At 57.9% G+C, this 25,249-nt stretch carries 22 protein-coding genes and 2 tRNA genes; 15 read left to right on the top strand and 9 right to left on the bottom strand.

All coding sequences use genetic code 11. From position 1 onward, the window contains the following. Window positions 1-32: 32 nt before the first annotated feature. Together rplU and ABXH05_RS05745 are read right to left on the bottom strand one after the other, a co-directional pair. The gene (gene rplU, locus ABXH05_RS05750) at window positions 33-344 is read right to left on the bottom strand and encodes a 50S ribosomal protein L21 (protein ID WP_348136202.1); all 312 of its coding nucleotides are present in this window, start codon (window positions 342-344) and stop codon (window positions 33-35) included. A gap of 172 nt (window positions 345-516) precedes the next feature. Beyond that, window positions 517-1,275: a CDP-alcohol phosphatidyltransferase family protein gene (locus ABXH05_RS05745; RefSeq protein ID WP_353560174.1), complete on the bottom strand. Its 759-nt coding sequence runs from the start codon at window positions 1,273-1,275 to the stop codon at window positions 517-519. A 76-nt stretch (window positions 1,276-1,351) separates the two neighbouring features. Between ABXH05_RS05745 and ABXH05_RS05740 the strand changes: the two genes are divergently transcribed. From ABXH05_RS05740 to ABXH05_RS05720, 5 genes are all read left to right on the top strand, one after another. After that, entirely contained in the window at window positions 1,352-2,074 is a 723-nt protein-coding gene (locus ABXH05_RS05740) for an SIMPL domain-containing protein (protein ID WP_353560173.1), read from the top strand. Between the two features lie 34 nt (window positions 2,075-2,108). Further along, the gene (locus tag ABXH05_RS05735; protein WP_353560172.1) at window positions 2,109-2,303 is read left to right on the top strand and encodes a hypothetical protein; all 195 of its coding nucleotides are present in this window, start codon (window positions 2,109-2,111) and stop codon (window positions 2,301-2,303) included. A 327-nt stretch (window positions 2,304-2,630) separates the two neighbouring features. Further along, a tRNA-Ser gene (locus ABXH05_RS05730) sits at window positions 2,631-2,720 on the top strand. A 553-nt stretch (window positions 2,721-3,273) separates the two neighbouring features. Continuing rightward, a tRNA-Ser gene (locus tag ABXH05_RS05725) sits at window positions 3,274-3,363 on the top strand. A 107-nt stretch (window positions 3,364-3,470) separates the two neighbouring features. Further along, a complete protein-coding gene (locus tag ABXH05_RS05720; RefSeq protein WP_353560171.1) occupies window positions 3,471-3,965 on the top strand; it encodes an anthrone oxygenase family protein in 495 nt (164 codons plus the stop codon). Between the two features lie 12 nt (window positions 3,966-3,977). Here ABXH05_RS05720 and ABXH05_RS05715 read toward each other — a convergent pair whose 3' ends face one another. Together ABXH05_RS05715 and ABXH05_RS05710 are read right to left on the bottom strand one after the other, a co-directional pair. Continuing rightward, window positions 3,978-4,766: an enoyl-CoA hydratase/isomerase family protein gene (locus tag ABXH05_RS05715; RefSeq protein WP_353560170.1), complete on the bottom strand. Its 789-nt coding sequence runs from the start codon at window positions 4,764-4,766 to the stop codon at window positions 3,978-3,980. 87 nt (window positions 4,767-4,853) lie between these two features. After that, the gene (locus ABXH05_RS05710; RefSeq protein WP_353560169.1) at window positions 4,854-5,525 is read right to left on the bottom strand and encodes a TetR/AcrR family transcriptional regulator; all 672 of its coding nucleotides are present in this window, start codon (window positions 5,523-5,525) and stop codon (window positions 4,854-4,856) included. Between the two features lie 226 nt (window positions 5,526-5,751). On the opposite strand from ABXH05_RS05710, the gene ABXH05_RS05705 reads away from it, so the two are divergent. Next, window positions 5,752-6,918: a sterol desaturase family protein gene (locus tag ABXH05_RS05705; protein WP_353560168.1), complete on the top strand. Its 1,167-nt coding sequence runs from the start codon at window positions 5,752-5,754 to the stop codon at window positions 6,916-6,918. A 104-nt stretch (window positions 6,919-7,022) separates the two neighbouring features. Here ABXH05_RS05705 and ABXH05_RS05700 read toward each other — a convergent pair whose 3' ends face one another. After that, window positions 7,023-7,646 (bottom strand): class I SAM-dependent methyltransferase, encoded by a 624-nt coding sequence (locus tag ABXH05_RS05700; protein ID WP_353560167.1) that lies wholly within the window; start codon window positions 7,644-7,646, stop codon window positions 7,023-7,025. Window positions 7,647-7,750: 104 nt separating this feature from the next. Here ABXH05_RS05700 and ABXH05_RS05695 point away from each other — a divergent pair, with 104 nt between their 5' ends. Beyond that, complete coding sequence (locus tag ABXH05_RS05695) at window positions 7,751-8,659, top strand: LysR family transcriptional regulator (protein ID WP_353560166.1); 909 nt, start codon at window positions 7,751-7,753, stop codon at window positions 8,657-8,659. On the opposite strand, the gene ABXH05_RS05690 is transcribed toward ABXH05_RS05695, so the two are convergent. Continuing rightward, on the bottom strand, window positions 8,660-9,361 hold the full coding sequence (locus tag ABXH05_RS05690; RefSeq protein ID WP_353560165.1) for a hypothetical protein: 702 nt from the start codon (window positions 9,359-9,361) through the stop codon (window positions 8,660-8,662). A 175-nt stretch (window positions 9,362-9,536) separates the two neighbouring features. On the opposite strand from ABXH05_RS05690, the gene ABXH05_RS05685 reads away from it, so the two are divergent. Beyond that, complete coding sequence (locus tag ABXH05_RS05685) at window positions 9,537-10,427, top strand: TauD/TfdA dioxygenase family protein (RefSeq protein WP_353560164.1); 891 nt, start codon at window positions 9,537-9,539, stop codon at window positions 10,425-10,427. A gap of 5 nt (window positions 10,428-10,432) precedes the next feature. Here ABXH05_RS05685 and ABXH05_RS05680 read toward each other — a convergent pair whose 3' ends face one another. Further along, a complete protein-coding gene (locus tag ABXH05_RS05680) occupies window positions 10,433-11,782 on the bottom strand; it encodes a sensor histidine kinase (protein WP_353560163.1) in 1,350 nt (449 codons plus the stop codon). A gap of 268 nt (window positions 11,783-12,050) precedes the next feature. Between ABXH05_RS05680 and ABXH05_RS05675 the strand changes: the two genes are divergently transcribed. Then, window positions 12,051-12,899, top strand: coding sequence for an ATP-grasp domain-containing protein (locus ABXH05_RS05675; RefSeq protein ID WP_353560162.1), 849 nt, complete (start codon window positions 12,051-12,053; stop codon window positions 12,897-12,899). Between the two features lie 63 nt (window positions 12,900-12,962). After that, complete coding sequence (locus tag ABXH05_RS05670) at window positions 12,963-14,681, top strand: FAD-dependent oxidoreductase (RefSeq protein ID WP_353560161.1); 1,719 nt, start codon at window positions 12,963-12,965, stop codon at window positions 14,679-14,681. A gap of 27 nt (window positions 14,682-14,708) precedes the next feature. Here the strand turns inward: ABXH05_RS05670 and ABXH05_RS05665 are convergent, their stop codons facing one another. Beyond that, window positions 14,709-16,559 (bottom strand): acetyl-CoA hydrolase/transferase C-terminal domain-containing protein, encoded by a 1,851-nt coding sequence (locus tag ABXH05_RS05665; protein WP_353560160.1) that lies wholly within the window; start codon window positions 16,557-16,559, stop codon window positions 14,709-14,711. Between the two features lie 179 nt (window positions 16,560-16,738). On the opposite strand from ABXH05_RS05665, the gene ABXH05_RS05660 reads away from it, so the two are divergent. The 3 genes from ABXH05_RS05660 to ABXH05_RS05650 all read left to right on the top strand — a co-directional run bounded on the left by ABXH05_RS05660 (window position 16,739) and on the right by ABXH05_RS05650 (window position 18,846). Beyond that, entirely contained in the window at window positions 16,739-17,665 is a 927-nt protein-coding gene (locus tag ABXH05_RS05660; RefSeq protein ID WP_353560158.1) for an AraC family transcriptional regulator, read from the top strand. A gap of 188 nt (window positions 17,666-17,853) precedes the next feature. Beyond that, window positions 17,854-18,339, top strand: a complete 486-nt coding sequence (locus ABXH05_RS05655) for a YHS domain-containing (seleno)protein (protein WP_348136176.1) — start codon at window positions 17,854-17,856, stop codon at window positions 18,337-18,339. 117 nt (window positions 18,340-18,456) lie between these two features. Further along, window positions 18,457-18,846, top strand: a complete 390-nt coding sequence (locus ABXH05_RS05650) for a VOC family protein (protein ID WP_353560157.1) — start codon at window positions 18,457-18,459, stop codon at window positions 18,844-18,846. A gap of 89 nt (window positions 18,847-18,935) precedes the next feature. On the opposite strand, the gene ABXH05_RS05645 is transcribed toward ABXH05_RS05650, so the two are convergent. Continuing rightward, on the bottom strand, window positions 18,936-20,462 hold the full coding sequence (locus tag ABXH05_RS05645; RefSeq protein WP_353560156.1) for a flavin-containing monooxygenase: 1,527 nt from the start codon (window positions 20,460-20,462) through the stop codon (window positions 18,936-18,938). Between the two features lie 251 nt (window positions 20,463-20,713). Between ABXH05_RS05645 and ABXH05_RS05640 the strand changes: the two genes are divergently transcribed. Further along, the gene (locus ABXH05_RS05640; protein WP_353560155.1) at window positions 20,714-24,019 is read left to right on the top strand and encodes an acetyl-CoA carboxylase family protein; all 3,306 of its coding nucleotides are present in this window, start codon (window positions 20,714-20,716) and stop codon (window positions 24,017-24,019) included. 13 nt (window positions 24,020-24,032) lie between these two features. Next, window positions 24,033-25,241, top strand: a complete 1,209-nt coding sequence (locus tag ABXH05_RS05635) for an acyl-CoA dehydrogenase family protein (protein WP_353560154.1) — start codon at window positions 24,033-24,035, stop codon at window positions 25,239-25,241. The last annotated feature ends 8 nt before the right edge of the window (window positions 25,242-25,249 follow it).

The following is a 25,249-nucleotide window of genomic DNA, read 5'->3' as shown; positions in this document are numbered from 1 at the left end:
CGTATGTCTTTAAAATACCGGTCGGCTGCGTGCTACGCGCTGATGCCAGTGATCTTGATCTGTGTCTTGTGCTGACGGTGGCCCTTCGTGCGGCGATAGGTGTGCCGACGGACCTTCTTGAAGATGCGTACCTTGCGGTCACGGCTCTGGCCGACAACTTCGGCAGAAACCTTAGCGCCTTCTAGAAGCGGAGCGCCGACTTTCGGGGCACCGTCGCCACCGACCATCAGCACTTCTGAAATTTCAATCTTGTCGCCGGGCTCGCCAAGTAGCTTTTCAACTGACAGGACATCGTCCTGAGCCACTTTGTACTGCTTACCGCCGGTGCGGATGACCGCGAACATGAGCGTCGTCCATATAATGAAGGGCACGAGGAAAGGCGGCGGACACGTTCCGCGCCAAAGATGCCCTTGGTCAAAAGAAAATCCGCCGGAGATCGAAAGATACCCGGCGATTGGGCGCGGATCATACTTTTTGAGGGCCTCAAGTCAAGCCGCCTCTGGCCGTTTGGGGCGCTTAACTGCCTGAAACAAGGCTCCTATGCGCCGTCAGACCCAGAAAATAGGCTATGAGCGCGATCCAGATGACCACAGCCCACATGGGCGGGGCTGGATAGGTCATCACCATGACCAGGCTCAATGCGGCCCAAAGGGCTGTGAAAACCAAGGTAACCAGCCGTAATTTCACCACCCGCATGGGATGGGTGAACTTCAACCGGGTGAAGGTGAGCACCGCACACACGGCAATCACAGCCAGATTCGCCCAAGGGTCTGTTTCCAGCACCCACATATAGAGCACCAGCACATTCCAGACGGCTGGAAAGCCCTCAAAGTAGTTGTCATCGGTCTTCATGTCGCGATTGGCGAAGGTATAGAGCGACACGGCCAGAACCACGCCGGCGGTGGCAGCGCCCCAGCCTTCGGGCAGCAGGCCGAGGCTCGCCAGCATCAGGGCGGGCACCACCACATAGGTCAGGTAGTCCACCACCAGATCGAGGGTTTCTCCGGAAATCCGGGGCAAAACCTCCAGAACCCGGTAGCGACGGGCCAGAGGTCCATCGAGCCCATCCACCACAAAAGCCAGGCCCAGCCACAAAAATGCGGCCTGCGGGTCGCCATTGGTGACGGCGGTCAGTGCGAGCATGGCAATAATGGCGCCGGACGCTGTAAAGGCATGAATCGCCCATGCGCGCTGGCGGTCAAAGGCCGTGAAAGTCTCGTCAGGCGCGTGGTCGGGTGGCACTGTTGCCATGTTGTTGCTCGATTCGTGGATCATCAAAGTCGCATAACAATAGCAGGTGCCTCGAGGGCAGGTACGTCATAACCGGCAATTGGCGGTGGGAGCGGGATCAATGAATAGCGGACCTTTTGGATTTCTGGGCGCCGTGGTGCTGGCGGTCGGCGTTGCATTTGCCGGGTGGCAGGTGGGCACAGGCTTTTTTGAAGGCCGCAAGGCTGAGCGCTATGTCACCGTCAAAGGGCTGGCAGAGCGGGATGTAACCGCTGACCTCGCCATGTGGCGTTTGCGCTATACAGCGGCAGGCAGTGACCTCACGCAGGTGCAGGCCGAGATTGACGGCAATACGGACACCATTCGCGAGTTCTTGATGTCGCGCAGCGTCAAGGCAGAGGAAATCAGTCTTGAACGCCTCGAGGTGACAGACCTCCTGGCGCAGGCTTACCGCTCCGGCGGCATCGGTCAGGCGCGCTACATCATTGCGCAGAACCTGCTGCTGCGGACGACGAATGTTCAACTGTTGGATGAGCTGGGCCGCGACACGGGCGAGCTGGTGCGCCGTGGCGTGGTGCTGGCAGACCTTGGCGGGCCGACCTACTCCTTCAATGGTCTCAACGCGATCAAGCCGGAGCTGATTGCGCAGGCGACAGCCGCTGCGCGGACGGGTGCCCAGGAATTTGCCGACAATTCAGGCTCGAAGCTGGGCGGCATTCTGCGCGCCAATCAAGGCGTCATCGTCATTCGCCCGCGGGATAATACCGGCGGTGTCAGTCAGGAAAGCCAGCTTGAAAAGACGGTTCGCGTTGTGGCGACAGTGGACTACTCTCTAAGCGACTAGATCTTCCAACGTCGCACACCAAAGGGACTCCCCCATGGGATCGCTGTTTCGCGGACTTCTCATCATCATCTTCTGGGCAGTGCTCATCGCGCTTTTCGCAGCCGCGCTGGATAGCGACATCCGCGATGTGCTGGAGGACTACATCCCGTTCTTTGATGTGGCTGATCCCGTGATCGACTGGCTGTCAGATTTCCTGTCAGCCCTATGGGATGCAATCACGGACGGGTAGTCGCTTTCAGGCGGTGTCGAGGTCGCCTTGGCGTGGCCGGCCTACACCGGCATTTCCAAATTTGCGGTTGGTACCAAAGCGAGTAGGCCCCGGGCCAAGCCCGGGGACACGGTGATGACGCACCGACCCCCACACCCAGCTCCGTATCCCCGGGCTTGACCCGGGGTCCACCCGCACCTGTCCGACCATGATGCTTGTAGGTGGGGCCACCAGCCTCAACGGATTTCCAAGCCCCGCCGCTTGCAGATCACGCCACCGCGCGTCTATTGTCCGCGCCCTGTTGACCAGTGGGCTTGGCACGTAATGCGCCATCAGCCCATGCCCCGCGGAGAGGTGCCGGAGTGGTCGAACGGGGCGGTCTCGAAAACCGTTGTGCGCGCAAGCGTACCGAGGGTTCGAATCCCTCCCTCTCCGCCAATGACAAAGCTCCATTCTCATTGACACACGGCACTTCACGTAAGTTGTGGAACAACCGATCAGGTTGGACTACAGCGGCGGTAGAACACGTAATCGTGGAAAAAAACTATGTAACCAAAGAAACAACCAAAGAAGACTGCTCTTGTGATCGTGTGGTCCGAAAGCGAGAATCCAACAACTATGGCCATCCAGAAGAGTGCGAGGACGGTAATCGAACCAATTGACTTCAACAGGCTCTTCGTTCGGCTATTCAGCGGGGGATCGTTGTATAGTTGGTCAGTCGGTTTTGTAGTATGTGGATTGGCTGACAATGCTGTGCTTCGATACCAAAGCAAGACGAGAGCGATTGTTAGTCCGATTACGACACTCACATAGAAGCCAAATGCACAGCGGTCCTGGGTCATGAATACCCAATAGCCGATACCCGAAACGACCGCTGTTGGCAGCGCTAGCCTCATAGTATGTCTCCTGTTGGTTCCAGCCTGTGTGCCGACAGGCCCCCGTTCGTCAGTGCGCTATCATTTGCTTTGGGTTGAGTGCATGCAAGCCCCGCGGAGAGGTGCCGGAGTGGTCGAACGGGGCGGTCTCGAAAACCGTTGTGCGCGCAAGCGTACCGAGGGTTCGAATCCCTCCCTCTCCGCCAATTCAGTCTGCCAAAGTCCGTCCGAATACGGATCGCCAATAGTCTGCAATTGGTGGTAATGTTCAAGGGCGTGCAGACGTTGGGACAATGGCCAGGAGGCGACACCTTTGGAACTCATTCAGATTCTGGTGCTTGTATCGGCCTTGCTTTGTTCGCTGGTGGCGGGGTTTGTATTCTGCTTTTCGGTCGTGGTTATGCCGGGGATCAGGACCTTGGGCGACCGGGACTTTCTCAGGTCATTCAAGGCTATGGACGGGATCATTCAGAACAACCCACCGGTTTTCATTCTGGTCTGGCTTGGGTCCGCGCTTGTGTTGATCGCAGCGGCCGCACTGGGTGCCTTGCAACTGGACGGACCAGACGGGGGCCTGCTGATCATTGCCTGCGCGCTCTACATTTTTTGCGTCCAGGTTCCAACGATCGCCTTCAACATACCGCTCAACAATCGTCTTCAGTCTCTGGATCTCGACGCTGTGGCAGAATCCGAGATTGTCGAGACCGCGGAGGCTTTCAAGAGGCGCTGGGTGCGTTGGAATACCTTTCGCACCATCGCGGCGACTCTTACGGTCATTCTTCTGCTGGTGGCCCTCACGTGGCTCTGATTGCGGATGCGCCTAGTTCTGGTTGAAGACAGGCTCGCGTTTTTCCAAGAACGCTAGGATTCCCTCTTTGGCATCGGGTGTGCCGTTGCAGGCGTGGATGGCTTCGCGCTCCATTCGGATAAGTTCATCCAGACTCTTCTCGTCGCCATGCACCAGATTGTTCATCATGGTCCGGACAGTCATGCGCGGCGCAGCTGCGAGTTCCTGCGCCAATGCAACCGCCTTGTCCTTCAGCTTGTCCATGGGCCAAACCTCGTTGACGAGGCCAATGCGGAAGGCTTCCGGGCCTGAAATCTTCTTGGCCCGGAGGATCATGTCGAGGGCATTGGTGCTGCCGACCTGTTTGCACAGGCGGGCGCTGCCGCCCCATGCAGGCACTGACCCCAGATCAGCTTCCGGCAACCCGATTTGGGCGCCGGTTTCTGCAGCAACCCGGAAGTGGCAGGCAAATGGCAGTTCAAGACCGCCGCCGAGACAATATCCGTAGAGTGTTGCCACCCATGGTTTTCCCATATTCTCGATGGCACCGAGTACTTTCAGGCGCTGATCGAATATGGCGTCCGGGCCGCCCCGTTCGGCCATGCCCGCGCCAAGCTCCTTGAGGTTCATTCCAACGGAAAAGTTCTCCGTCCCCTCGCCGGTAATGACGACGGCGCGTGTCGCATCGTCATCGGCAATAGCCTCGACCTCCCTTTCCAATTCGTCCATGAAGGCCAGTGACATGCGATTGTAAGGCGCGTCATTGATGGAGATGACGCGCACTGCGTCCAGCTGGGTGGCGACAAAGGGGGCGTCGGTCATGTGTGTCTCCTAGGGGTGAGTGCTTGAGTTCTTCGGGCGATTTTGTATGAAGCTGAACACCCGGCCCCACCGATAGGGGGCGGGAGATCAACTCTCCGGTATGTCGGTTTTCACAAGCTCCATCAATGCATCAACCATCCGGGCGGCCAGCACCTTGGGGGCTTCAAATTTGTATCGGTCCAGATTGATGGGCAGGGCGAGGCTGCCGTGGATGCCAGCCCAGAAAATCTGCGCCATCATGTGCGGGTCGAAGGGCTTGAAGAGGCCTGCTTCCTGACCTTCGCGGAAAGCTGCGCAGAGATTTCTGTAGAAGGTCTCCTCGTTGAGGTCTGCCTGGTCCGGCGGGCTGCTGCTTTTGTCGCGCACCAGCAGGAAAGCGCTTCGGAACAGACGGTCGTTGTCGAGCGCAAAGCGCACGTAGTGGTCGAGCAGGGCGCGGACCTTATCGACGGGACCTGAGGCGGCATCGACGCTGGCCTGCATGTCGTCGCGCAGGCGTCCGACCGGTTCAGCCCACAGGGTCTGGGCCAGGTCCGCGCGGTTTTCGAAGTATTTGTAGAACGTCCCGATCGATATCCCGGCTTCTTCAATCACGTCTCTGATCGAGATGTCGTTCCAGGCCTGCGTGTCGCCGGGTGCGATGTTGCGCTTGCGGACCAGCCGGACGACGGCCTCGCGCACATGGCTGCGCATTTCTTCGCGCTTTTCTGGGGTTATTGACGGTCGGGCCACGGGAAACTGCCTTTTGTAACTGGTCATACCGAAGTGGCATTTCCTTCGCGCGGGCGCAAGTCGAAGGCCGTGTTCGATCGCCTTTCATGTCCTGTCTTGCACGTTTGCTGTCTTGGGCCGGGTTGACAGGGCATTTAGCGAACAGTAAAAAGAACATGTTCATTAAACCTGTGAGGCGCGGCGACTAGCCGGCCGCCCGTTTGCCCAATGAGCGCCAACCCCCAGGCGCTCCATACCCAAAGGAGAGAGCGACGTGACACAAGCTGACGCTCAGGCGCATACATCGGCGCTGAAAAACAAAACCCTGCCGCCGACCTCCCGGATGGCCTACCGACTCGAGAAATGGGCTGGATTGCCCTTCAACCTGCTTGAACTGATCGGGGCGTATCTGATTGTCCTGCCCATGAACTGGGCGCTGCGGCATCTCGACGGGCTGTCGTATCGGCTGGAAGGCACGCTGCTACGGCGCGTCCTGCAGCACACGATCTTTCCTGCGGCGCTGATATTCTCGCTCTGGCTGGGGTTTGAGTTTGCGGCCAACGGTGTGACGTTCAATTCGCTGCTCACGCTGGCGCTGGTACCGGTCATCATTGGACTTATTGTGGCGCCCATTGAGCGGCTGATGCCGTTCAGCCGCAAGTGGCTGGAAGGCGGGAACGACACGACGGTCGATATTATCTTTTTTGTATCCGGCGCTTTTTGGAATGGCTTTGGCCAGTACCTGTTGCAGGTGCTCTTCATCCTGAGCTTGATCGAAGTGCTGGAGCCGTATGGTCATGGTCTGTGGCCGTCGGAGCTGCCTGGTGTCGTACAGGTTTTCCTGCTGATCCTGATCAAGGATTTCTTCCGCTACTGGCTTCACCGCGCCATGCATGAAGTACCATTCCTGTGGCGATTCCATGCAGCCCATCACTCGGTGAAACGGCTTTACTGGCTCAACGGCATTCGCAGCCATCCTGTTGAAGTGGTGATGCAGGTGTTCTTCTATGCGTTGCCCTTCGCCCTGCTGCAGCCCTCTCCAGAGATAGCGATGGTCGCCATCCTCATGCAGCTGTGCATTGGCGTGTTTCAGCATGGCAACATGGATCTGAAGCTGCGCTTTTGGGAATACATCTTCTCGATTGGCGACAACCATCGCTACCACCACTACCCAAACAAGGAAGTTGGCGACAGCAATTACGGCGGTGAGTTCATCGTCTGGGATATTCTCTTCGGGACATTCCACAATCCGGCAAACGAACGTCCAAGCGACAACATTGGCATCGGCACAGCGCCCAACTACCCAATGACCGTGGCCGGACTACTGATCGCACCCTTCCTGCCGGACCAGAAGGTGTTCGGTCCTGAAAGTGAGCAGGCCAGCAGTGAGGCGCCGCCAGTATCTGACCCTCCCCTGCAGGTGGGTGAAGCCAGCACCTGATGCCGCCTGAACGCCGGCAAGTGGTCGGCGAATGGCACAAAGATCAAGACCAAATGAGCGGGCGTATCCAGGACTTTCCCTGGGTGCGCCCGTCGCCCAATTGGCTACCCGGGTTTGCGGCAGATGAGAAACACCGTGCGGCCGTCGCCGGGCTGCCAGTGGGTCTCGACCTTGAAACCAGCATCGGTCATGAAGCCGACCAGGCCGTTGCCTTTGAGGAACTGCACATAGGGCACCTTGCCGATGGCGCGGCCGAGGGGCAGGATGAGCTTCAGCCAGTTCATGCCGTCGCCCAAACATACGGTGCTTGAGACAAATATGCCGCCGGGCTTGAGCCAGCGGTACACATTTTTCGCGGTAGCTGCCGGGTCTTCGATGAGGTGCAGGATGCTGTTGCCGAGGACGGCGTCATAGGTGTCATCCGCCACATCCATCTCGGCGATGTCAGCGCGCTGAAAGGTGACGTTGCGGACATTTTGCTCGTCCGCCTGCCGTCTGGCGATGACCAGCATGGCCTCTGCGATATCGAAGGCGTCAATCTGGGCGACGTGTGGTGCATGTCGCAACGCGGTGCCGCCGGTCCCGCAGCCAAACTCCATCACTTTCATGTCCGGTCGTAACTGCTCCTGGGTGAGGCGAAGTTTTTCCTCATAGGCCTCCGGATTGCCGATGGGAGAGGCAAAGTACTTGTCCGCTATGTTGTCCCAGAACTTGCTTTCATGCGCCATGGAAGGCTCCTGCGTGTTGGTGGGTGTGTTGTTGGGCCCTTACATACCTATGCGTATTTCAGATAGAAATTGCTGAATTTTGTCGATCTGGTATACGAAAATCCATGAATTGGCCTGCAATCGCTTTTGACTGGAACCAAATCCGCGCTTTTCTGGCGACGGCTGAAGAAGGCTCGCTGTCGGCGGCCGCCCGCGTCCTTGGGCAGACGCAACCGACCCTCAGCCGGCAGGTCACGGGCCTGGAAGAAGCGCTTGGGGTGGTTCTGTTCGAGCGCGGTCCGCGCGTCATGCGGCTGACCCAGGCTGGCCATGAGGTGCTGGCCCATGTGCGGGCGATGGGTGACGCGGCATTGAAGGTATCGCTTGCGGCATCCGGCCAGTCCCAGCATGTGGAGGGCAAGGTCAGCATCACGGCCACCGAGCTTTTTGCCCGCTACCATCTGGCACCTATCATCTCCGAGCTTCAGGAGATTGCACCCCGGCTTCTTGTCGAGGTCATCGTCTCCAATGACGTGCGCGATCTCACCCGGCGTGAAGCAGACATATCCATCCGGCACGCACGGCCTGAGCAGGCTGACCTTATCGGCCGCTTGGTGAATGAGACGACGGCGCATCTGTATGCGTCCAAAGCCTATCTCGACCGGGTAGGGCGACCGCGGTCCATGGACGATATGGCCGATCTTGACCTGATCAGCTTTGATGAAGCGGAAAACATCGTTCCGTTTTTGCAGGGACTGGGCATGCCGGTGACGCGGAACAACATGCGCGCCAGTACGTCCAGTGGCAGTCTGCTTGTGGAACTTGCGCGTGCCGGTGTCGGGGCCACCTTCCTGACTCATGATGCGGGAGATAGATATGCCGACCTTGAAAAGGTACTGCCATCCATGGAGCCCGTCCCGGTGCCCGTATGGCTTGTAACCCACAGGGAGTTGCGCACAAGCCGCCGTATTCGGATTGTTTTTGACCTGCTGGCGGAACGGCTTTCCGGCGATCTTGTGTCGCCCGGCAACTGATCAGTCTGTGGCGAACAAGGAGTAGCGCGGGCCGCGTGGTGTTGGGACCTTCTGGTCTTCGGGCAATGCGCAGATACGGTTCATCCTTGTCGTGCTGCCATCAGCATACTCCCAGACGAGTTGTTGCCCATCGAGATAGCGTTTCACCACGATGGGGCCCCAGCCGAATACTCGAAACTCAAGGATGTTCTGGTTCCAGGTCATCCCGGCGGATGTGCGTGGGCAGTATTCCCTGTCACCGATAGTGAACAGCACCATGCCTTCCGTGTCGTTGGAGGTGAAGCCACCGGTGCTGTTGGGGCCTGAATCGTGGATGATGCCGCTGCTGGTGATGACCGTCCGTGTGCCGCATTGCTCAACGCGCTCTACGTGTCCGACTTTGCCGGTGACAGCAATCCAGAGGCCGCGAATGTCAGCGGCGCCATCCGGCAACGGTTCTGTGCACGCGCGTAGTATCGGCAGGGGAAAGTGCGAGTAGCTGCAGCCGGGCGTGTTTCCCTTTGGAATGTCCGCTGCCAGTTTGCCGCTGCCGTCGAGTTCTGGGATGGCGCAATAGTCGATGAGGCTGCCATCACCTTCCAGCGTCGCCTGCTCTGTTGCCAGGGGCGGGCGCTCTGAGAATAAGGCAAACCAGAAGAGACCGGCTGCACCTATAAACAGTACGGTCACCGTGGACAGGGCAATCTTGGCAAATAGCTTCATCCGGAGGCCTTCATTCGAACCCAACAATCCATACGCAAGTGCTTCATGGTAATATTGGCATTTTAAGTGTCAATAGTTTTCGGCACGGTCGATGCTGGCCTTGCGCCGGCTTCCGTTGAATAATGGGATCAAGGGACGCACTAGATCCCATGATCGTAAGGGGCAGGATATGAGCATGAGTTTGGACATCCGTCCGCTGGCGGGTTCGCTGGGAGCAGAGGTGACTGGCGTCAATCTGGCGGAGGCCAGCCAAAGTGATGTGGATGCGGTCAAGTCTGTTCTTACGGAACACAAAGTTCTTGTTTTTCCAGACCAGAACCTGACGCCAGCACAACATGTCACCCTTGGACAGAAGTTCGGTGAACTGGAAGGGGCGCATCCGAACCTTGCGAAGCCCGATGCACCTGACCCCCACATCTTTGAGCTTGCAGCCAGTGAAGGCGGCATTGCGGATGAGTGGCATACGGACCTGACCTTCACCGACTCGCCACCCCTGATGTCGATCCTCAACATGGTGACGTGTCCGGAGTCTGGTGGTGACACCATGTGGACCAATCTGATTGCTGCCTATGCTGACCTTTCAGAACCGATGCAGGAAATGCTTGAAGGGCTTACAGCCCTCCACGATGCGCGGCCGCACGGCAACCGCGAAGCGATGGCTATTCATCCGGTGGTGCGGGTGCATCCTGAAACCGGAGAGAAGGCACTTTACGTCAACGAGCATTTCACGCGGCGCATAGTCGAGATGAATGCGTTCGAAAGCGAGGCGCTCCTCGCGTTCCTCACACGCTGGGTTCAAAACCCGCGTTTCACGGCGCGCATCAACTGGTCCCAGGGCATGATCGGCATGTGGGACAATCGGGTAACCCAGCATTTCGTAATCAATGATTTTGTGGGCGAGCGTGTCATTCAGCGTGTGACGGTATTGGGTGATCGTCCTGAAGGTGTGCGGGCTCCCCACTTCGAACCGTGGACCAAGCGGGCTAAGCTGTCAGCCACCAGCCATTGGGACGCGCAGCTTTACAGGTTCTTGCGGGACCGTGAAGGCAAGCAGGCTGCTGAGTAGGCCCGTCAGCCTGCGAGGCTGGCCTTTGATGCAGGCGTTGGCGTCTGCTGAGGCGCGATACCTGCAGCAACTGCGGCGCTAGGTATGTCAAACCGGAAGCAGCAGCCTTCGCCCAGGCGGCTGCTCACGCTGATATTGCCGCCCATAAGCTCCGTGATCTGACGGCAGATCGCGAGGCCAAGTCCGGTGCCGCCGTAGCGACGGGTGTTACTGGCTTCAACCTGTCTGAAACGATCAAAGACTGTGCCGACCTGGTCATTGGGAATGCCGATGCCGGTGTCCCGCACTTCCACGTATAGTCGCCCGCCGCCGATACTGCGTGTGTGTTTGAAGGTTACATCCACTGAGCCTGCGTCCGTGAACTTGACGGCATTGCTGATCAGGTTGGAAAGGACCTGACGTATCCGCTCACGGTCGCCCATGACGAGCGGGGGTAGCGCATCAAGGCCGTGAAGGGTCAAAGCCACGTCTTTGGAAGAGGCTAGGGGGCTGAACAGGTCTTTGACTTCATTTGCCAGCTGGGTCGGATCAAACGATGCGAATTTGAGCTTGAGGCCGCCTGCTTCATTTTTTGAGTAGTCAAGAATGTCATTGAGAATGGATAGAAGCGATCGAGCTGAGTGCAGGGCAATCTCGGCATGTTCATGATCGGCTTTTTGCATCTCAGACATTGTCAGTAACTGCAGCATGCCGATGACGCCATTCATCGGTGTGCGGATTTCGTGGCTCATCATGGCCAGAAATTCTGACTTGGCCCTGTCGGCCTCCATAGCGCGTTTGCGTTCGGCCTCAATCCGGTTCGTGGCGCGTTGCATTTCGTGGCGATAGATCGTGCTGCCAAGGAAGAGAATAATTGACCCGCAGGTGAGACTGACCAGAAATGCAGGATCTGGCTGCGGCCCGGCGGGAGTACTGATTTGGCTGATGTAGCCAAAGACGAATGCACCACAGGCAGCGACCGTTGTCAGGAGGCCAAACCGCCACCCCAGGATGAGGGTGAAGGCTGCGATGGCCGGGAGCAGCAGGAGGTTGGTGGATGAAATCAGATTGCCCAGACTGAGCGACATCATGATGAACAATGTCATGACGCCATAGCCGGTCAGGGTTACTCGCCTGTTGAACGATGGGCGCCCATTGATGAAGGTGGGCCCGGTCAGAAATCCAATGGCGATCAGTTGGCCAACCACAACCTCAACCGGGTGAACGGCCAGATAGGGTATATTGGTGATTGAGACGAGCGTGCCTGAAACGCCGGCGAGGATGCAGAAGGTTGCAAATGTGCGCTCTGAAGCGACCAGAAGTTCGGCGCCTTCGCGCGTCGCAGGCCAGTATTTCGTCTTCAGCAGGCTGAGCATATCAGGGTGCCAAGTGTGGTGCGGGTAACTTGGTACCTAATCATGATTGTCTTAATCAAAGGCCAATGACTTCAAAGCACTACGGATTTTCCATCCCGCTGGGCGCTTACATCTTTGAGGCTCATTTTGCACCCATGGGAAAGTGGTCGCGGGGCGGGCGGGTGTCGCTATGCTGGCGAACTTGCCCGTATCGTAATCAAACTGTTTTTGGTGCCATATGCCTGCCCCCAGAAAGATCGCTTTTCTTGCCTGCAAGCACAATCTGACGATGTCGCCTGACAGGTGGCCTGATGCGTTTGAGCATGATGTCGAGCTAGCGGCTTTTGTGCCTGCCTTTGCTGCGGTTGGGCTTGAGTTGATTGAGGTGGATTGGGAGCAGGTTGATCCAGCCTCGAATGACTTTGACCTCTACTTCGTGCGTACGACCTGGAACTACAAAGAAAAGCCCGATGCGTTCGCGGACTTTCTTGTGCGCGCGGCCAAGTTTGCGCCCGTAATGAATGATCCTCAGACCATTCTTTGGAACATGAACAAGCGATATCTCGGTGAACTGCAAGCCAAGGGGCTACCGGTGATCCCAAGTGCCTTTGTTGATGGTCCCGGAACCATCGTGGACGATCTGCGAGAGCGGTTGGGCTCGCGGGAGATCGTGCTCAAGCCGCTTTATGGGGGCGGCGGGTTTGATATGCGCAGGGTAACGCATGATGAAGATGGGGCGGACCTGGTTGCCGACACCCATTTTGCCCAACCGTTCATCTCTGGAATTCTGGATCAGGGCGAACTGTCGTTCGTATTTGTCGAGCGTGAGTTTTCTCACGCTCTGCGCAAGCGGCCTGCTGATGGAAACTATCTGATCCATACCCATCATGGGGGTGCGGACGAGGCGTACCTTCCTTCTTCGGCGGAGATTGATGCCTGTCGGGCCTTCCTCGATGTGATGCCAGCGCCTGCGTTGGCTACCCGCGTTGATGTTGTACCGCATCAAGGTCAGCTTTTATTGATGGAGCTCGAAGCGATCGAGGCGCATCTTTTCCCAGGCTACAATGATGGTCTTGGGGCCATGCTGGCTTCCGCGTGCGCGAGAACACTTGGCGGCGATGGCTTGGCTTCTATGTGACGGGCTAAGGTAACTTGGTGCGCCTGCCGATGCCTATATCCATGCCAGAGTGAGGGTTGTTCCATGAGTACGTCTGATGTCCAGCCATCTCCGGCCCCTGACGCGCCGCCATGGGCGGCCGGCGTCGAAGGACGCATGGATGAGCTTTATCCCCGCCTTGATGAGGCTGAAACCCAAACCGTGTTGACGTATGGCGATGAAGTTTCAGTGCCTGCGGGGACACGTCTGTGGGAGATCGGTGAGCGCAACGTTGCCTTCTATCTCGTGCTGGAGGGGCAGATGGATATCCTGCGCCGTGACGAGGCGGGTGAGCACGTCGTCTATACCCATGAGCGGGGCGGTTTCAGCGGTGAAACTGTCACGATGACCGGGCGAGGTGCCTTCGTTGCAGGGGCTGCAAAATCTGACCTGCGTGCGGTCAAGGTGTCGAATGACCTGTTGCGCGATCTTCTGGCTGTCGAAGCTGAGCTGGGTGAGAAGGTTTTGCAGGCGTTCATCCTTAGGCGGATGAATATGATTTCGAAGCATCTGGGTGACATCATTATTGTTGGTGATGAGGCCGACAAGCAGGCTGCCGGTATCCGCGAGTTTCTGTCGCGCAATGCCGTTCCCTATGCGGTGGTTGATGCCTCATCTGACGTGGCGGCTGAACGGCGCAATGCGCTGGATGCCGAAACCTGCCCCAAGCCCTTGGTGATTTGTGGTCATACGCGGCTATCGCAGCCCACAATCAAGGAAGTGGCGGATTGTCTTGGGCTGACGGCGGAATTGCCGGCTGACGCATCCTTTGATGTCGCTGTCATTGGCGGTGGCCCTGCGGGCCTTGCTGCTGCGGTGTATTCCGCCTCTGAAGGGTTGGATGTTGTGGTGCTTGAAAAATGCGCCATTGGCGGTCAGGCGGGTTCATCGTCGCGCATTGAAAACTATCTTGGGTTTCCCACCGGCATTTCCGGTCAGGCGCTTACAGGGCGGGGATTCCTGCAGGCGCAAAAGTTCGGCGCTGAAGTTGCCGTGGCGCAGGAAGCCGCAGCATTGACCTGCGGATCACCCTTTCATCACCTCACACTTGATTGCGGTGGGCAATTGAAAGCGCGAGCTGTTGTGATTGCGTCAGGTGCAATCTACCGTCAGCCCGATATTGAGGGTCTTGAGAAGTTTGAAAGCGTGGGCGTTCACTACGGTGCCAGCCATATCCAGGGGATGATGTGCCGGGACCAGCATGTCGTGATTGTCGGCGGTGGAAACTCAGCCGGACAGGCGGCGGTCTATCTTTCCGGCCGCGCCCGCAAGGTGTCGATCCTGATCCGCCGGGACAGTCTGGCCGATACCATGTCGCAATATCTCATCCGGCGGATTGAAAGCACACCGAACATCGAGCTTGTTGTTCACACAGAGGTGCAGCGCCTTGAAGGTGAGAGCGGCGTGGAACGCATTCACGTGCGCAACAACCAAACCGGTGAAGACACAGCGATGGATGCAACGCACCTCTTTTTGTTTATCGGTGCGCAACCCGCGTCGGGCTTTCTGGAAGACAGGATCATCCGTGACGAAAAGGGGTTTGTCCGTACAGGCGATACTTTGACTGCGGACCATCTTGAAACCGCGAACTGGCCTTTGGAGCGAAAGCCATTTCATCTGGAGACGAGCTGCCCGGGGGTCTTTGCCGTCGGTGACATCCGCTCGGGGTCTATCAAACGGGTGGCCTCTGCCGTGGGCGATGGCTCGGTATGTGTGAGTTTTGTCCACAGCGCCATCTCTGAAAGCCAGAGAGACACGCGTTAGACCCACTGGGGAGACCAGGGAAAGAGACTAGGCTGTTGCGGTCTTGCGCAGCGCGCCGCGCAGCAAGGCTGCATAGAGTTTTTGGCGCATGTCTTTGGGTGCGTCCAGTTTCATCCGCGCAACAGCTTCATCCTCATCTGCTGATCCCTTGCCTCGGCCCGTCATCGCAAGCCGCAGGGCCGCGAGGGGAGAGGCGGATGCTTCACGCATCTGCCCCAGGGCTGGAATGAGCCGCTGTTCAATATCCGTGAAGTCCGAACCAAACGGAAAGGCCGGTAGGTCCCCTTTCGCTGATGTTGTCCTGAGCCGGCGTGCCAGGCCGTCGGGCGTATTTTCAAAGGCGTGTTCGGGAATGGTGTAGTCGGCCTGCAGCTTCCCTGCCTTCTTGGCCTGCGCCATCAGGTCAGGCTGGAAGCGGCTGTCACTGATTTCCAGCATGGCGGCGATGACTTGCGCGTCTGATTTTCCGCGCAGGTCAGCGACGCCATATTCCGTGACCACGATGTCTCGCAGGTGGCGGGGGATGGTCGTGTGCCCATAAGACCAGCGAATGTTGCTCTCAGCACCTTTTGTGCCTTCGCGCGTTGCGCGTATGGCAATGACTGAGCGTGCGCCTTCCAGTGCAAATGCCTGAGCCACAAAATTGTACTGGCCCCCGACGCCTGAGACGACGCGCCCATCTTCAAGACCGTCAGACACCACAGCGCCCATGAGGGTGGCCATCATGCCGCTATTGATGAAACGGGCATTGGTGCGTGCGCGGCGTTTCTCCGCTTCGGGTCCGTAGAGTTCGTTGACGTAGGAGACGGGGCGCATGGCAATGCGGGCCCGCTGTGTTTCGTCCATGTCGCGCAGGCGTTGGTAGAAGTCCGTTGGCCCCAGGAAGAAGCCAGCCTGCAGACAGACACCGTCAACTTCGCGCTTGAGGACATCTGCCTCAATCAGATCAAGGAAGGCGGGCACAAACATTTCACTGGCACCAAACAGACCCTGGTCGAATGGGTCCATATGTGCAGGGCCGCGGATGGTGGTGCCCTCAAGGCTTGTGATCGCTTCTTGGAAATCTGCGTTCTTGCTGTGCCGCATGATCAGGCCGGCAGCCACGGCATCGCCTATGGAGCCAATGCCTATCTGCAACGTGCCGCCATCGGGCACCAGTCGTGCGATCTGCAGGCCGATGGCGTGGTCGGTTAGGCTCACGGGTTCGCGTGGCGGGGCAAATAGCGGCCAGGTGTGGCCTGTGAGTAGATGGTCGAGTTCACCTTCTGCGTAGTCTGCATCACCCCCCATGAAAGGGAGATTTTCGTTTTCTTCCGCGACCATGATGGGACTGATGATGCCTTCATCGCGGGCATTGAGCAGGTCAACGGTCAGGTCGGGGTTGCAGCTCAGCGATATTCTGGGGCCATCCGCCGTTTCACGCCGCGCCACGATCTGGGCCATGACATTTGGTTTGCGATCAAGAATGGCGCCCAGTGCATGTGTGTAGTTGGCTGAAATGTAGTTCTGCTGTGCGGCAGGCGTCGAAAGCCATTTGCCGGCCAGGAAAAAGAACTCAACAATCGTAATGTTGTCTGGAAGCGCGCCTTTGCGCAGCGGCCGTACGTAGTCCAGCTCGGGATAGTCCCCAAACAGGCGATCAATGACCGGCTTGATGAAGTTGCGTTCAAGCTCATTTCCCGGATTGGGCTTTTCCAGCGTCAGTGCCGTCAGGATGGTCAGTGAGATGGATTGGTCCGCCATGGCCCGGGCAAACAGGGCATTGCAGGTGACATTGGCTTTTCCCAACCCCAGCGGCATGGCAAGCACGATCTTGCCGCCCGTGGCGGCAATGATGTCGTCGGCAAGGGCCGATGGATCAGTGTGGTGCTTCGTCATGGTCCAACCTTGGCTGCGGATCAGGGGTCCTTGCATTGTTTTATCGCAATTTGTGCTGATCACCTCCCTGATTTGCGGCGTAAGGCGATGCTAGTCACGATGTTGTGCATCGTGTGGGTGCGTTGGTGTGTCTATGTGTGTGCGATTGTCGTCATTGCTATTGAGAGCAGGGGCACCTGATGGACGTTCTTGAAGACATATTCGACACATTTGCGCTAAGGGGTGCGCTCTACTTTCGAACGGATTTTTCTGCACCCTGGGCTGTCACGGTGCCGGACTATGAGCAGGTTGCTCGGTTTCACCTGGTGGTTCAGGGGCGCTGTCACGTTCGAACTGGCGTCGATGAAACAGTCGAGCTTGGTCCGGGTGACTTGATACTCATTCCCCGCGGTCAATCGCATGAGCTTTCCGACCAGCCGGGACGTGATGCACCGCCACTTGAAACTGTTTTGCAGGATGCCGGTTATGAGGACGATAACGTCCTCGTGGTTGGATCAGGGAACCCGAGTGCGTCCACTCAAATGGTGTGCGGCCATTTCTCATTTCGACAGGGTGCGGATCATCCAATCTTGCGAGCTCTTCCCAACTTCATTGTGGCGAGTGCTGCGGACCGGGCCAAAGAGCCGCTGTTTGACGAAACATTGCGCTTGCTAACACGGCGGGTGTTCCAGGATGCAGGCCGGTCAGCATCAGCGGTACGACGGATGTCTGAAGTCATTTTCATTGAGCTGTTGCGACTTGGTATCGGGGCTGACGAGCATCTGGCGAAAGTTCTGGGTGGCCTGCGTGATCCACAAATTGGAAAAGCACTGGAGTTGATCCATAAGTGCCCTGGTGACCCGTGGACTGTTGCAACGCTAGCCGCTGAAGTGGGCATGTCGCGTTCCAGCTTTGCCGACCAGTTCCGGCAAACGGTGGGACTTGGTCCCATGCACTATTTGTCAGACTGGCGCTTGCAAAAGGCACTGTCCTTGCTGACGGACTCGCAGTTGCCAGTTCAACAGGTGGCAGCACTGGCGGGCTATCGGTCGCCAGCCGCATTCACCCGGGCGTTTTCTGACAAGTTTGGGGTTGCTCCAACCCAGATGCGCCGCCAGTCAGCGTAGCAATAGCGGCTCAAATCTCGCCTGACTTTGCGCATGGTCCAAGATGTGTTGCAGGCCGTCCGCCAAACAGCTCTGCTGGTTGATAGATCGTCCAGCTCCCCTCAAATCGCTCCTATCGTCACCGGCACCGCATCATGCGGGGTTCTTCATTCCTCCGGTGGCTGAAAACACTCAATGGGAGTTATCCAATGTCGAAGACACTTATTGCCGCTGCCGCATTCGCACTTGCGGGCCTTGCCGTGACGGCCCCTGCCTTTGCAGCTGATGAACACAATGTCGTACCCGGCCTTACTGCCGTTGGTGCGCCCCTGGGCCTGCATGGTGTGGACCCGGTTGCCTTTCTTGATATCGGCAACCGCCTGTCGGGCACGTCAGACTTTACAGCCGTCCATGACGGCGTGGCGTACTACTTTGCGTCTGAAGACAACATGGAGGCTTTTGAAGCCAACCCTGAGCGTTACACGCCGCAGAATGGTGGCTTTTGCACTTATGGGGTTTCGGTTGGAAAGAAGTTCGACGGTGACCCGCAGTTCGCAGATGTGCAGAACGGCAAGCTCTATGTCTTTCTCAATGAAGAGATCTTCAACGCCTACCAAAAGGACAAGGCAGGCACGATCGCCACAGCTGAATCCAAGTGGGAAGACATCAAGCACACAAAGTCCACTGACCTCTAAGCCAGCGCAGGTCTGGCTGACTGACAGAGCCTGAGCTTCATTCGTCTGTGGGGGTGGTGACATGGGCCATCTCTGCAGACGGATCCCCCTTCAAAGTCCAAACTTCGGAACAGAAACATGCAGATCATTGACCACCTCAGTGTAGGTGTCCCGTCAATAGCGAACGGGTGCGCTTTTTATGACGGCCTTCTTGCGACGCTTGGTTGCTCGCGTCTCGCCACAACTGATGGCTTTGCGGCCTACGGCAAGGAGACTGTCGACTTCCTCATCATGCTGCCCTTCAACAGGCAGCCCTATTCAGCAGGGAATGGAACCCACATCTGCTTCAAGGCGGCTGGCAGGGAAGATGTTGATGCTTTCCACACTTTCGCCATTGCTAATGGCGGCATGTGTGAGGGCGAGCCGGGTCCACGGGATGGGTATCCCAATCCGGACGTGCACACTGCCTATGTGCGTGACCCGTTCGGCAACAAGCTTGAAGTCATTTTTGGTGGCTTTGCAGCTTAGGGTGCAGACAGGTTTTTGCGCTGCTGAAACCAAAACGCCCACCCCACATAGCTTGCGGGGTGGGCGTGATTTTTGTCTTGTGAGGGCTGCTACTCAGCGGCAATCGCAGTCGGTGCGGCAGCTGCTTTCGCTGCAGGCTTTTTTGAAAACACCATGCCGTCGTCGTGCAGGCTACCGAAGCGCAGCATCACCAGATCCTTGGCGTAGTTCTGATGCAGCTTCCACGGCGTCTTGGAGCCCTGCTTGGGGAAGCTTTCCATTGCGCGCTGGACATAGCCCGACTTGAGGTCGAGCCAGGGTTCGACTTCCACGTCGCCCTCAGTGAAGCTTGGCGTTGCCTGATCCAGGCCCTTGGCATCCATGTGGTTCAGCAGACGACACACATATTCACATGTAAGGTCGCATTTCAGCGTCCATGAAGCGTTTGTGTAGCCAAAGGACGATGCCATGTTGGGAATGCCGGAATACATGAAGCCCTTGTAGGCCATGGTGTCCGAGGCGGTCATGAGTTTTCCATCGACCGACACATCCAGACCGTTCCAGACCTGCAGCTTGAGGCCGGTTGCGGTGACGATGATGTCCGCGTCCAACGTTTCACCGGATTTGAGCTTGATGCCGTTTTCCGTAAAGCGATCAATGTGATCTGTCACGACTGATGCCTTGCCGGATTTCAGTGCCCCATAGAGGTCGCTGTCAGGAACAAGGCAGACGCGCTGATCCCAAGGATTGTAGGTGGGCGTGAAGTGCTTCTTCACTTCTTCATCGCCCATTTCCTCGCGGACCATGCCAAGCAGGTAGTCCTTCACCTTGGCAGGCTGCTTCATGCACATGCGATAGAAGTACATGCCCATGAGGACGTTCTTCCAGCGGGTGATGCCGTAGGCCAGCTTGCTGGGGAGGTATTTGCGCATGAAGTTGGCAAAGGCATCCGTGCCGGGGCGGGACACGACATAGGTCGGTGTCCGCTGCAGCATGGTCACATGCGCTGCCTTGTCGGTCATGGAAGGCACGAGTGTCATTGCGGTGGCACCGGAGCCGATCACCACCACCTTCTTGCCGGAGTAGTCCATGTCTTCCGGCCAGAACTGCGGATGGATCACCTCACCCTTGAAGTCCTCGCGGCCTTCAAAATCAGGCGTGAAGGCTTCGTCATAATTGTAGTAGCCGCCGCACATAAAGAGGAAGTTGGCGGTGAAGTTCACCGGTTCCTTCAGCGGGCCGCGCTCGGCCTTGATGTGCCACAGGGCGTCAGGTGTGGACCAGTCGGCGCTGATGACCTTGTGCGAAAAGCGGATGTGCTTGTCGATGCCGTGTTCGCGCGCTGTGTCCTTGACGTATTTCAGGATCGATGGGCCATCGGCAATTGCCTTGGGATCTGTCCACGGGCGGAAGGAGTAGCCCAGCGTGTACATGTCGGAGTCAGAGCGAATGCCTGGATATTTGAACAGGTCCCAGGTGCCGCCCATGGTTTCGCGGCCTTCCAGGATGGCAAAGCTCTTGCCCGGGCTGTTGGCCTTGAGGTGATAGCCGGCACCGACGCCAGATATGCCTGCGCCAACGATGAGCACATCAATATGCTCCGGCTTGGCCGTGATCGAAGTTTCCTGAAGTGTCATGTGGTCCACCTGATTTCGCCGACATGTAAGGCTTTACGTCGGGGATATGTCGCTTTGTCACCGACAGAACAGTATTTTTGCTCAACTGACAAGATGTCAGGTAGTGTGATCCCTGTTCACCTTCAAGGGGTTGGTAGCGGTCGGCCTTGGGGAAGCCCGCAGAATTCCGGGACTAATGCCCCTTTTGATTGCGGCCAAGCCCTGCCAGTATGCGGCCCGAAAAAACAAAAATATCTACCAGGGACACCAGTTTGACCTCGAATCATAAGTGCCTGATTGCCAATCGTGGCGAGATTGCCGTGCGGGTCGTGCGCACTGCGGCAGCGCGTGGCATCGAAACGGTCGCCATCAACTCGCCGGACGATGCGGGGGCGCTGCACACCCAGATTGCGGACAAGACCGTTCAGCTTAAGGGTGCGGGTGTTGCTGCCTATCTTGATGTGTCGGCCATTGTCGGCATCGCGAAGGCCGAGAAGTGCGACAGCATCCATCCGGGGTATGGGCTGCTTGCGGAGAGTGCTGAGCTTTCAGCTGCCTGCGCTGATGCCGGATTGGTATTCATTGGTCCCAAACCCGAAACACTGTCACAGCTTGGCGACAAGGTCGCAGCGCGAGACCTTGCCAAGGCCAACGGTATTCCCCTGATTGAAGGGTCACCGGTTCTTGCAAACGAAGCCGACGCGCAGGCCTTTTTTGCATCGCTCAATGGTGCGCCGGGGATTTTCAAGGCTGTTGCCGGTGGCGGCGGGCGCGGCATGCGCATCATTCAGAGTGCGGATGAAATTGCTTCAGCATTCGCGCAGGCATCGGCTGAAGCGCAAAGCGCCTTTGGGGATGGCTCGCTTTACATGGAGCGATACCTGCCAAGCGCCCGGCACATCGAAGTGCAGATCGCCGGTGACGGTCAAAGTGTTGCCCATTTGTGGGAGCGCGACTGCACTATTCAGCGGCGGCATCAAAAGCTCATTGAATTGGCACCCGCGCCGCGTCTGGCTCCGGCACTTCGGGCGCGCATGCTCGAGGCAGCTGTTAAGCTTGGTGAGGCTGCGGGCTATCTGGGCCTGGGCACGATCGAGTTTCTGCTTGATGCCTCCGGCGAGGGCGACGATACGCCATTCTATTTCATTGAATGCAATCCACGCATTCAGGTGGAGCATACGGTGACGGAAGAAATCACCGGGCTTGATCTGGTTGCGCTGCAGTTCCGTCTGGCGTCGGGCGAGAGCGTTGCTGACTGCGGACTTGATGCACTACCAGTGCCGACGGCGTCGGCTGTGCAGCTGCGCGTCAATACGGAGAGCATGGAAGCTGACGGCGCTGTGCGGCCTGCCGGCGGCACGCTGACACGGTTTGATGCACCCGGTGGGCAGGGCATTCGCGTCGATAGTCACGGCTTTGCCGGTTACGCGACCAATCCGCAGTTCGACTCATTGCTGGCCAAGCTCATCATTCGACGAAGTGATCAGGACTGGCCGGGCTTGATGCGTCAGGCGCATAGGGCAGTTGGCGAATTCGCCATCGGTGGCGTGGATACCAACCAGACATTCCTGCGGGCGTTACTGGCCAGTGATGAGGTTTCAAACTGGCAGGTCGACACCCGGTTGATTGAGCGCAATGGTGCTGCACTTGCTGCGTCCGCAGCAAATGATGATGGCGTGCGGACTGTTGACACAGATGCTCCGGTCGCAGCCACGCAGACGATGGTCCAGATGGATGCGCCGGACGGCACAATTGGCGCCGCAGCCCCACTTCAGGGCTTGCTTGTTTCCATCATGGTTGCTGAAGGCGAGCAGGTAACGGCAGGGCAGGAAGTGGCTGTGCTTGAAGCCATGAAGATGCAGCACGGTGTAACAGCGCCGCGCGCGGGTACCGTTCGCGTACTGGCGGCAGAACCTGGCCATGTTCTGGACGAAGGTTCAGCTGTTCTCTTCATCGACCCGACGGATGACGCAGGCACACAAGACGCCGCGACTGCCGATATTGATCTTGATTACATCCGACCGGATCTCGCTGAGTTGCACGCGCGCATCAACAAGACATTGGACCATGAGCGGCAGGCTGCAGTTGCCAAGCGCCACAAGCTTGGCTTCCGCACGGCGCGCGAAAACGTATCTGACCTGTGCGACGAGGACAGCTTTCTTGAATACGGGCAGATGGTGCTGGCGGCCCAGCGCAACCGGCGCGATTTGGATGACTTGATCGCCAACACGCCGGGCGACGGTATGGTGGCGGGCTTTGGGGCCATCAACGGCAACACCTTTGACGAGACCACAAGCCGTGCCGCGGTGCTGGCCTATGACTACACGGTGCTGGCCGGGACGCAGGGTTACTTCAACCACAAGAAGACTGACCGCGTGCTGGAGCTTGCCGACAAGTGGCATGTGCCGGTGATGTTCTTCACCGAGGGTGGCGGTGGCCGCCCCGGTGATACGGATGTGCGCAATGTGTCGGCAACTGGTCTCGACGTAAAAACCTTTGCGACTTTTGCGGCGTCTTCGGGCGCGGCGCCTCGCGTTGCCATCAACAATGGTCGCTGCTTTGCGGGCAATGCCGTCATTTTCGGCTGTGCGGATGTGACGATTGCCACCAAGTCCAGCGCCATTGGCATGGGCGGGCCTGCCATGATTGAAGGTGGAGGTCTTGGCACCTACGCGCCGGACGAAGTCGGGCCCATAGACGTACAGGCCAACAATGGCGTTGTTGATCTGGTGGCGGATGATGAAGCCCATGCGGTGGCGCAGGCCAAGCAGCTGCTGGCGTTCTTTCAGGGAAGTACTGACACCTGGACATGTGCCGACCAGCGCAAGCTGCGCCATGTGATCCCCGAAGACCGCAAGCGCGTTTACAATATGCGTGACGCCATCTCTCTTATTGCCGACGAAGGTTCAGTGCTTGAGCTGCGCGAAGGCTATGGGCGCGGGATGATCACGTCGCTTGTGCGCATTGAAGGCCGCCCGTTTGGCCTGTTTGCCAATGATCCGCACCATCTGGGTGGTGCCATTGATGCAGAGGCTTCCGAAAAAGCCGGACGCTTCATGCAGCTGTGTGATGCCTTCGGCATTCCGTTGTTGTCCTTGTGTGACACGCCGGGCTTCATGGTCGGGCCAGACCATGAGGAGCTGGCGACCGTGCGCCGTGCATCGTCAATGCTGGTAACGGGCGCGAGCATTTCAGTGCCGCTCTTCATGATCTGTCTGCGCAAGGGCTATGGGCTTGGTGCACAGGCAATGGCCGGGGGCAGCTTTACGTCGCCGGTATTCCTGATCTCCTGGCCTACGGGGGAATATGGCGGCATGGGCCTCGAAGGCGCTGTGCGGCTTGGCTATTCAAAAGAACTGGCGGCTGCTGAAAGTCCCGAGGCACGCGATGCCCTGTTTGAGAAACTTCTTGCGGCCTATTACGAGCACGGCAAGGCCCTGAGCGTTTCAACGCTCCACGAAATTGACGCGGTGATTGACCCGATTGAGACGCGCAAATGGATTGTCAACGGCATCAAGACGGTGCCCGTTGAAGCCGCATCCCGACAGCGCCGCCGTCCCTTTGTAGATACCTGGTAACGGAGACATGATTGTGAGCAATCCTACCCAACGCGAATTGGACGAGTACCGCGACGATGCGCGGGCCTGGTTCACCGAGAACACGCCCAAGGATCCCGGCTTCATGCTGCCACTGACCTTCATGGAAGTGGGTACACAGGAGCAGTTTGATTTTCTGCGCGAATGGCAGAACAAGGTCTGGGCTGCCGGTTATCTGGGGTCCAACTGGCCCGAGCAGTATGGCGGGCGCGGTCTGCCTGAGGTGTTTCAGAACATCGCGACCAAGGAGATGGGCCGCGCAAGTGGTCCGATCATGCTCAATGCGATTGGTCTTAACTGGGCCGGGCCGTTGATCCTGGATATGGGCACCGAAGAAGAGCGGGCGCGTTACATCAAGAATATTCTGTCTGCGGAAGATATCTGGTGTCAGGGTTTCTCCGAACCTGACCACGGCTCGGACCTTGGCAATGCGCAGACCAAGGCTGTGCGTGATGGTGATGAGTGGGTCATCAATGGCTCGAAAATCTGGACGACCCAAGGCAATTTCGCCAAGTACATGATCCTTCTGGCGCGCACCAATCCGGATGCACCTACCAAGTACAAGGGTCTGTCCTTCTTTCTGGCTCCCATGGATGCACCGGGCATTGAAACGACGCCAATCCGCAAGCTCACCGGTGAGTACGGATTTACGCAGACCTTCTTCAACGAAGCGCGCATTCCAGGTGATTGCCTGATGGGTGAAGAAGGCGAAGGCTGGAAAGTAGCCATGCGCACCCTTGAATATGAGCGCGGCGCCCGCGGTGGCCAGCCGGGTGGATATGTCATGACATATCCAGACATTACGGAAGTTGTGGAGCTGGCCAAGACGGCAAACTACAACGGCAAGCCTGCCATTGAAGACCCGCTCATTCGGGATGAGCTGGTTGGTCTCCTGATGCAGAGCCGTTCACTGCGCCTCTCGTCTGCGCGTACAGGATTGGCGCCGCTCAATCAGGATCGCCCACTTTCCATTCCCCTGTCTTCGAAACTCGCCTCAACCGAGTTCATGCAGCACATGGCTGAGTTTGCGACGCGCCTCCAGGGCACACGTGCGGCCTACTATGTGGGCGACGTGGATGCCCATGAGCATGGCGTCTGGCAGCGTGGCTATCTCAATTCGTTCTCGGCCACCATTGGCGGCGGCACCAGCGAGATCCAGCACAATATTGTGGGCGAGCATGTGCTCGGCCTGCCGAAATCATAAGAAGCGCA

Origin of the sequence: Pyruvatibacter sp. HU-CL02332 (assembly GCF_040362765.1) — a bacterium.
Taxonomy (GTDB): Bacteria; Pseudomonadota; Alphaproteobacteria; order CGMCC-115125; family CGMCC-115125; genus Pyruvatibacter.
This window is presented reverse-complemented; position numbering and strand designations above follow the sequence as displayed.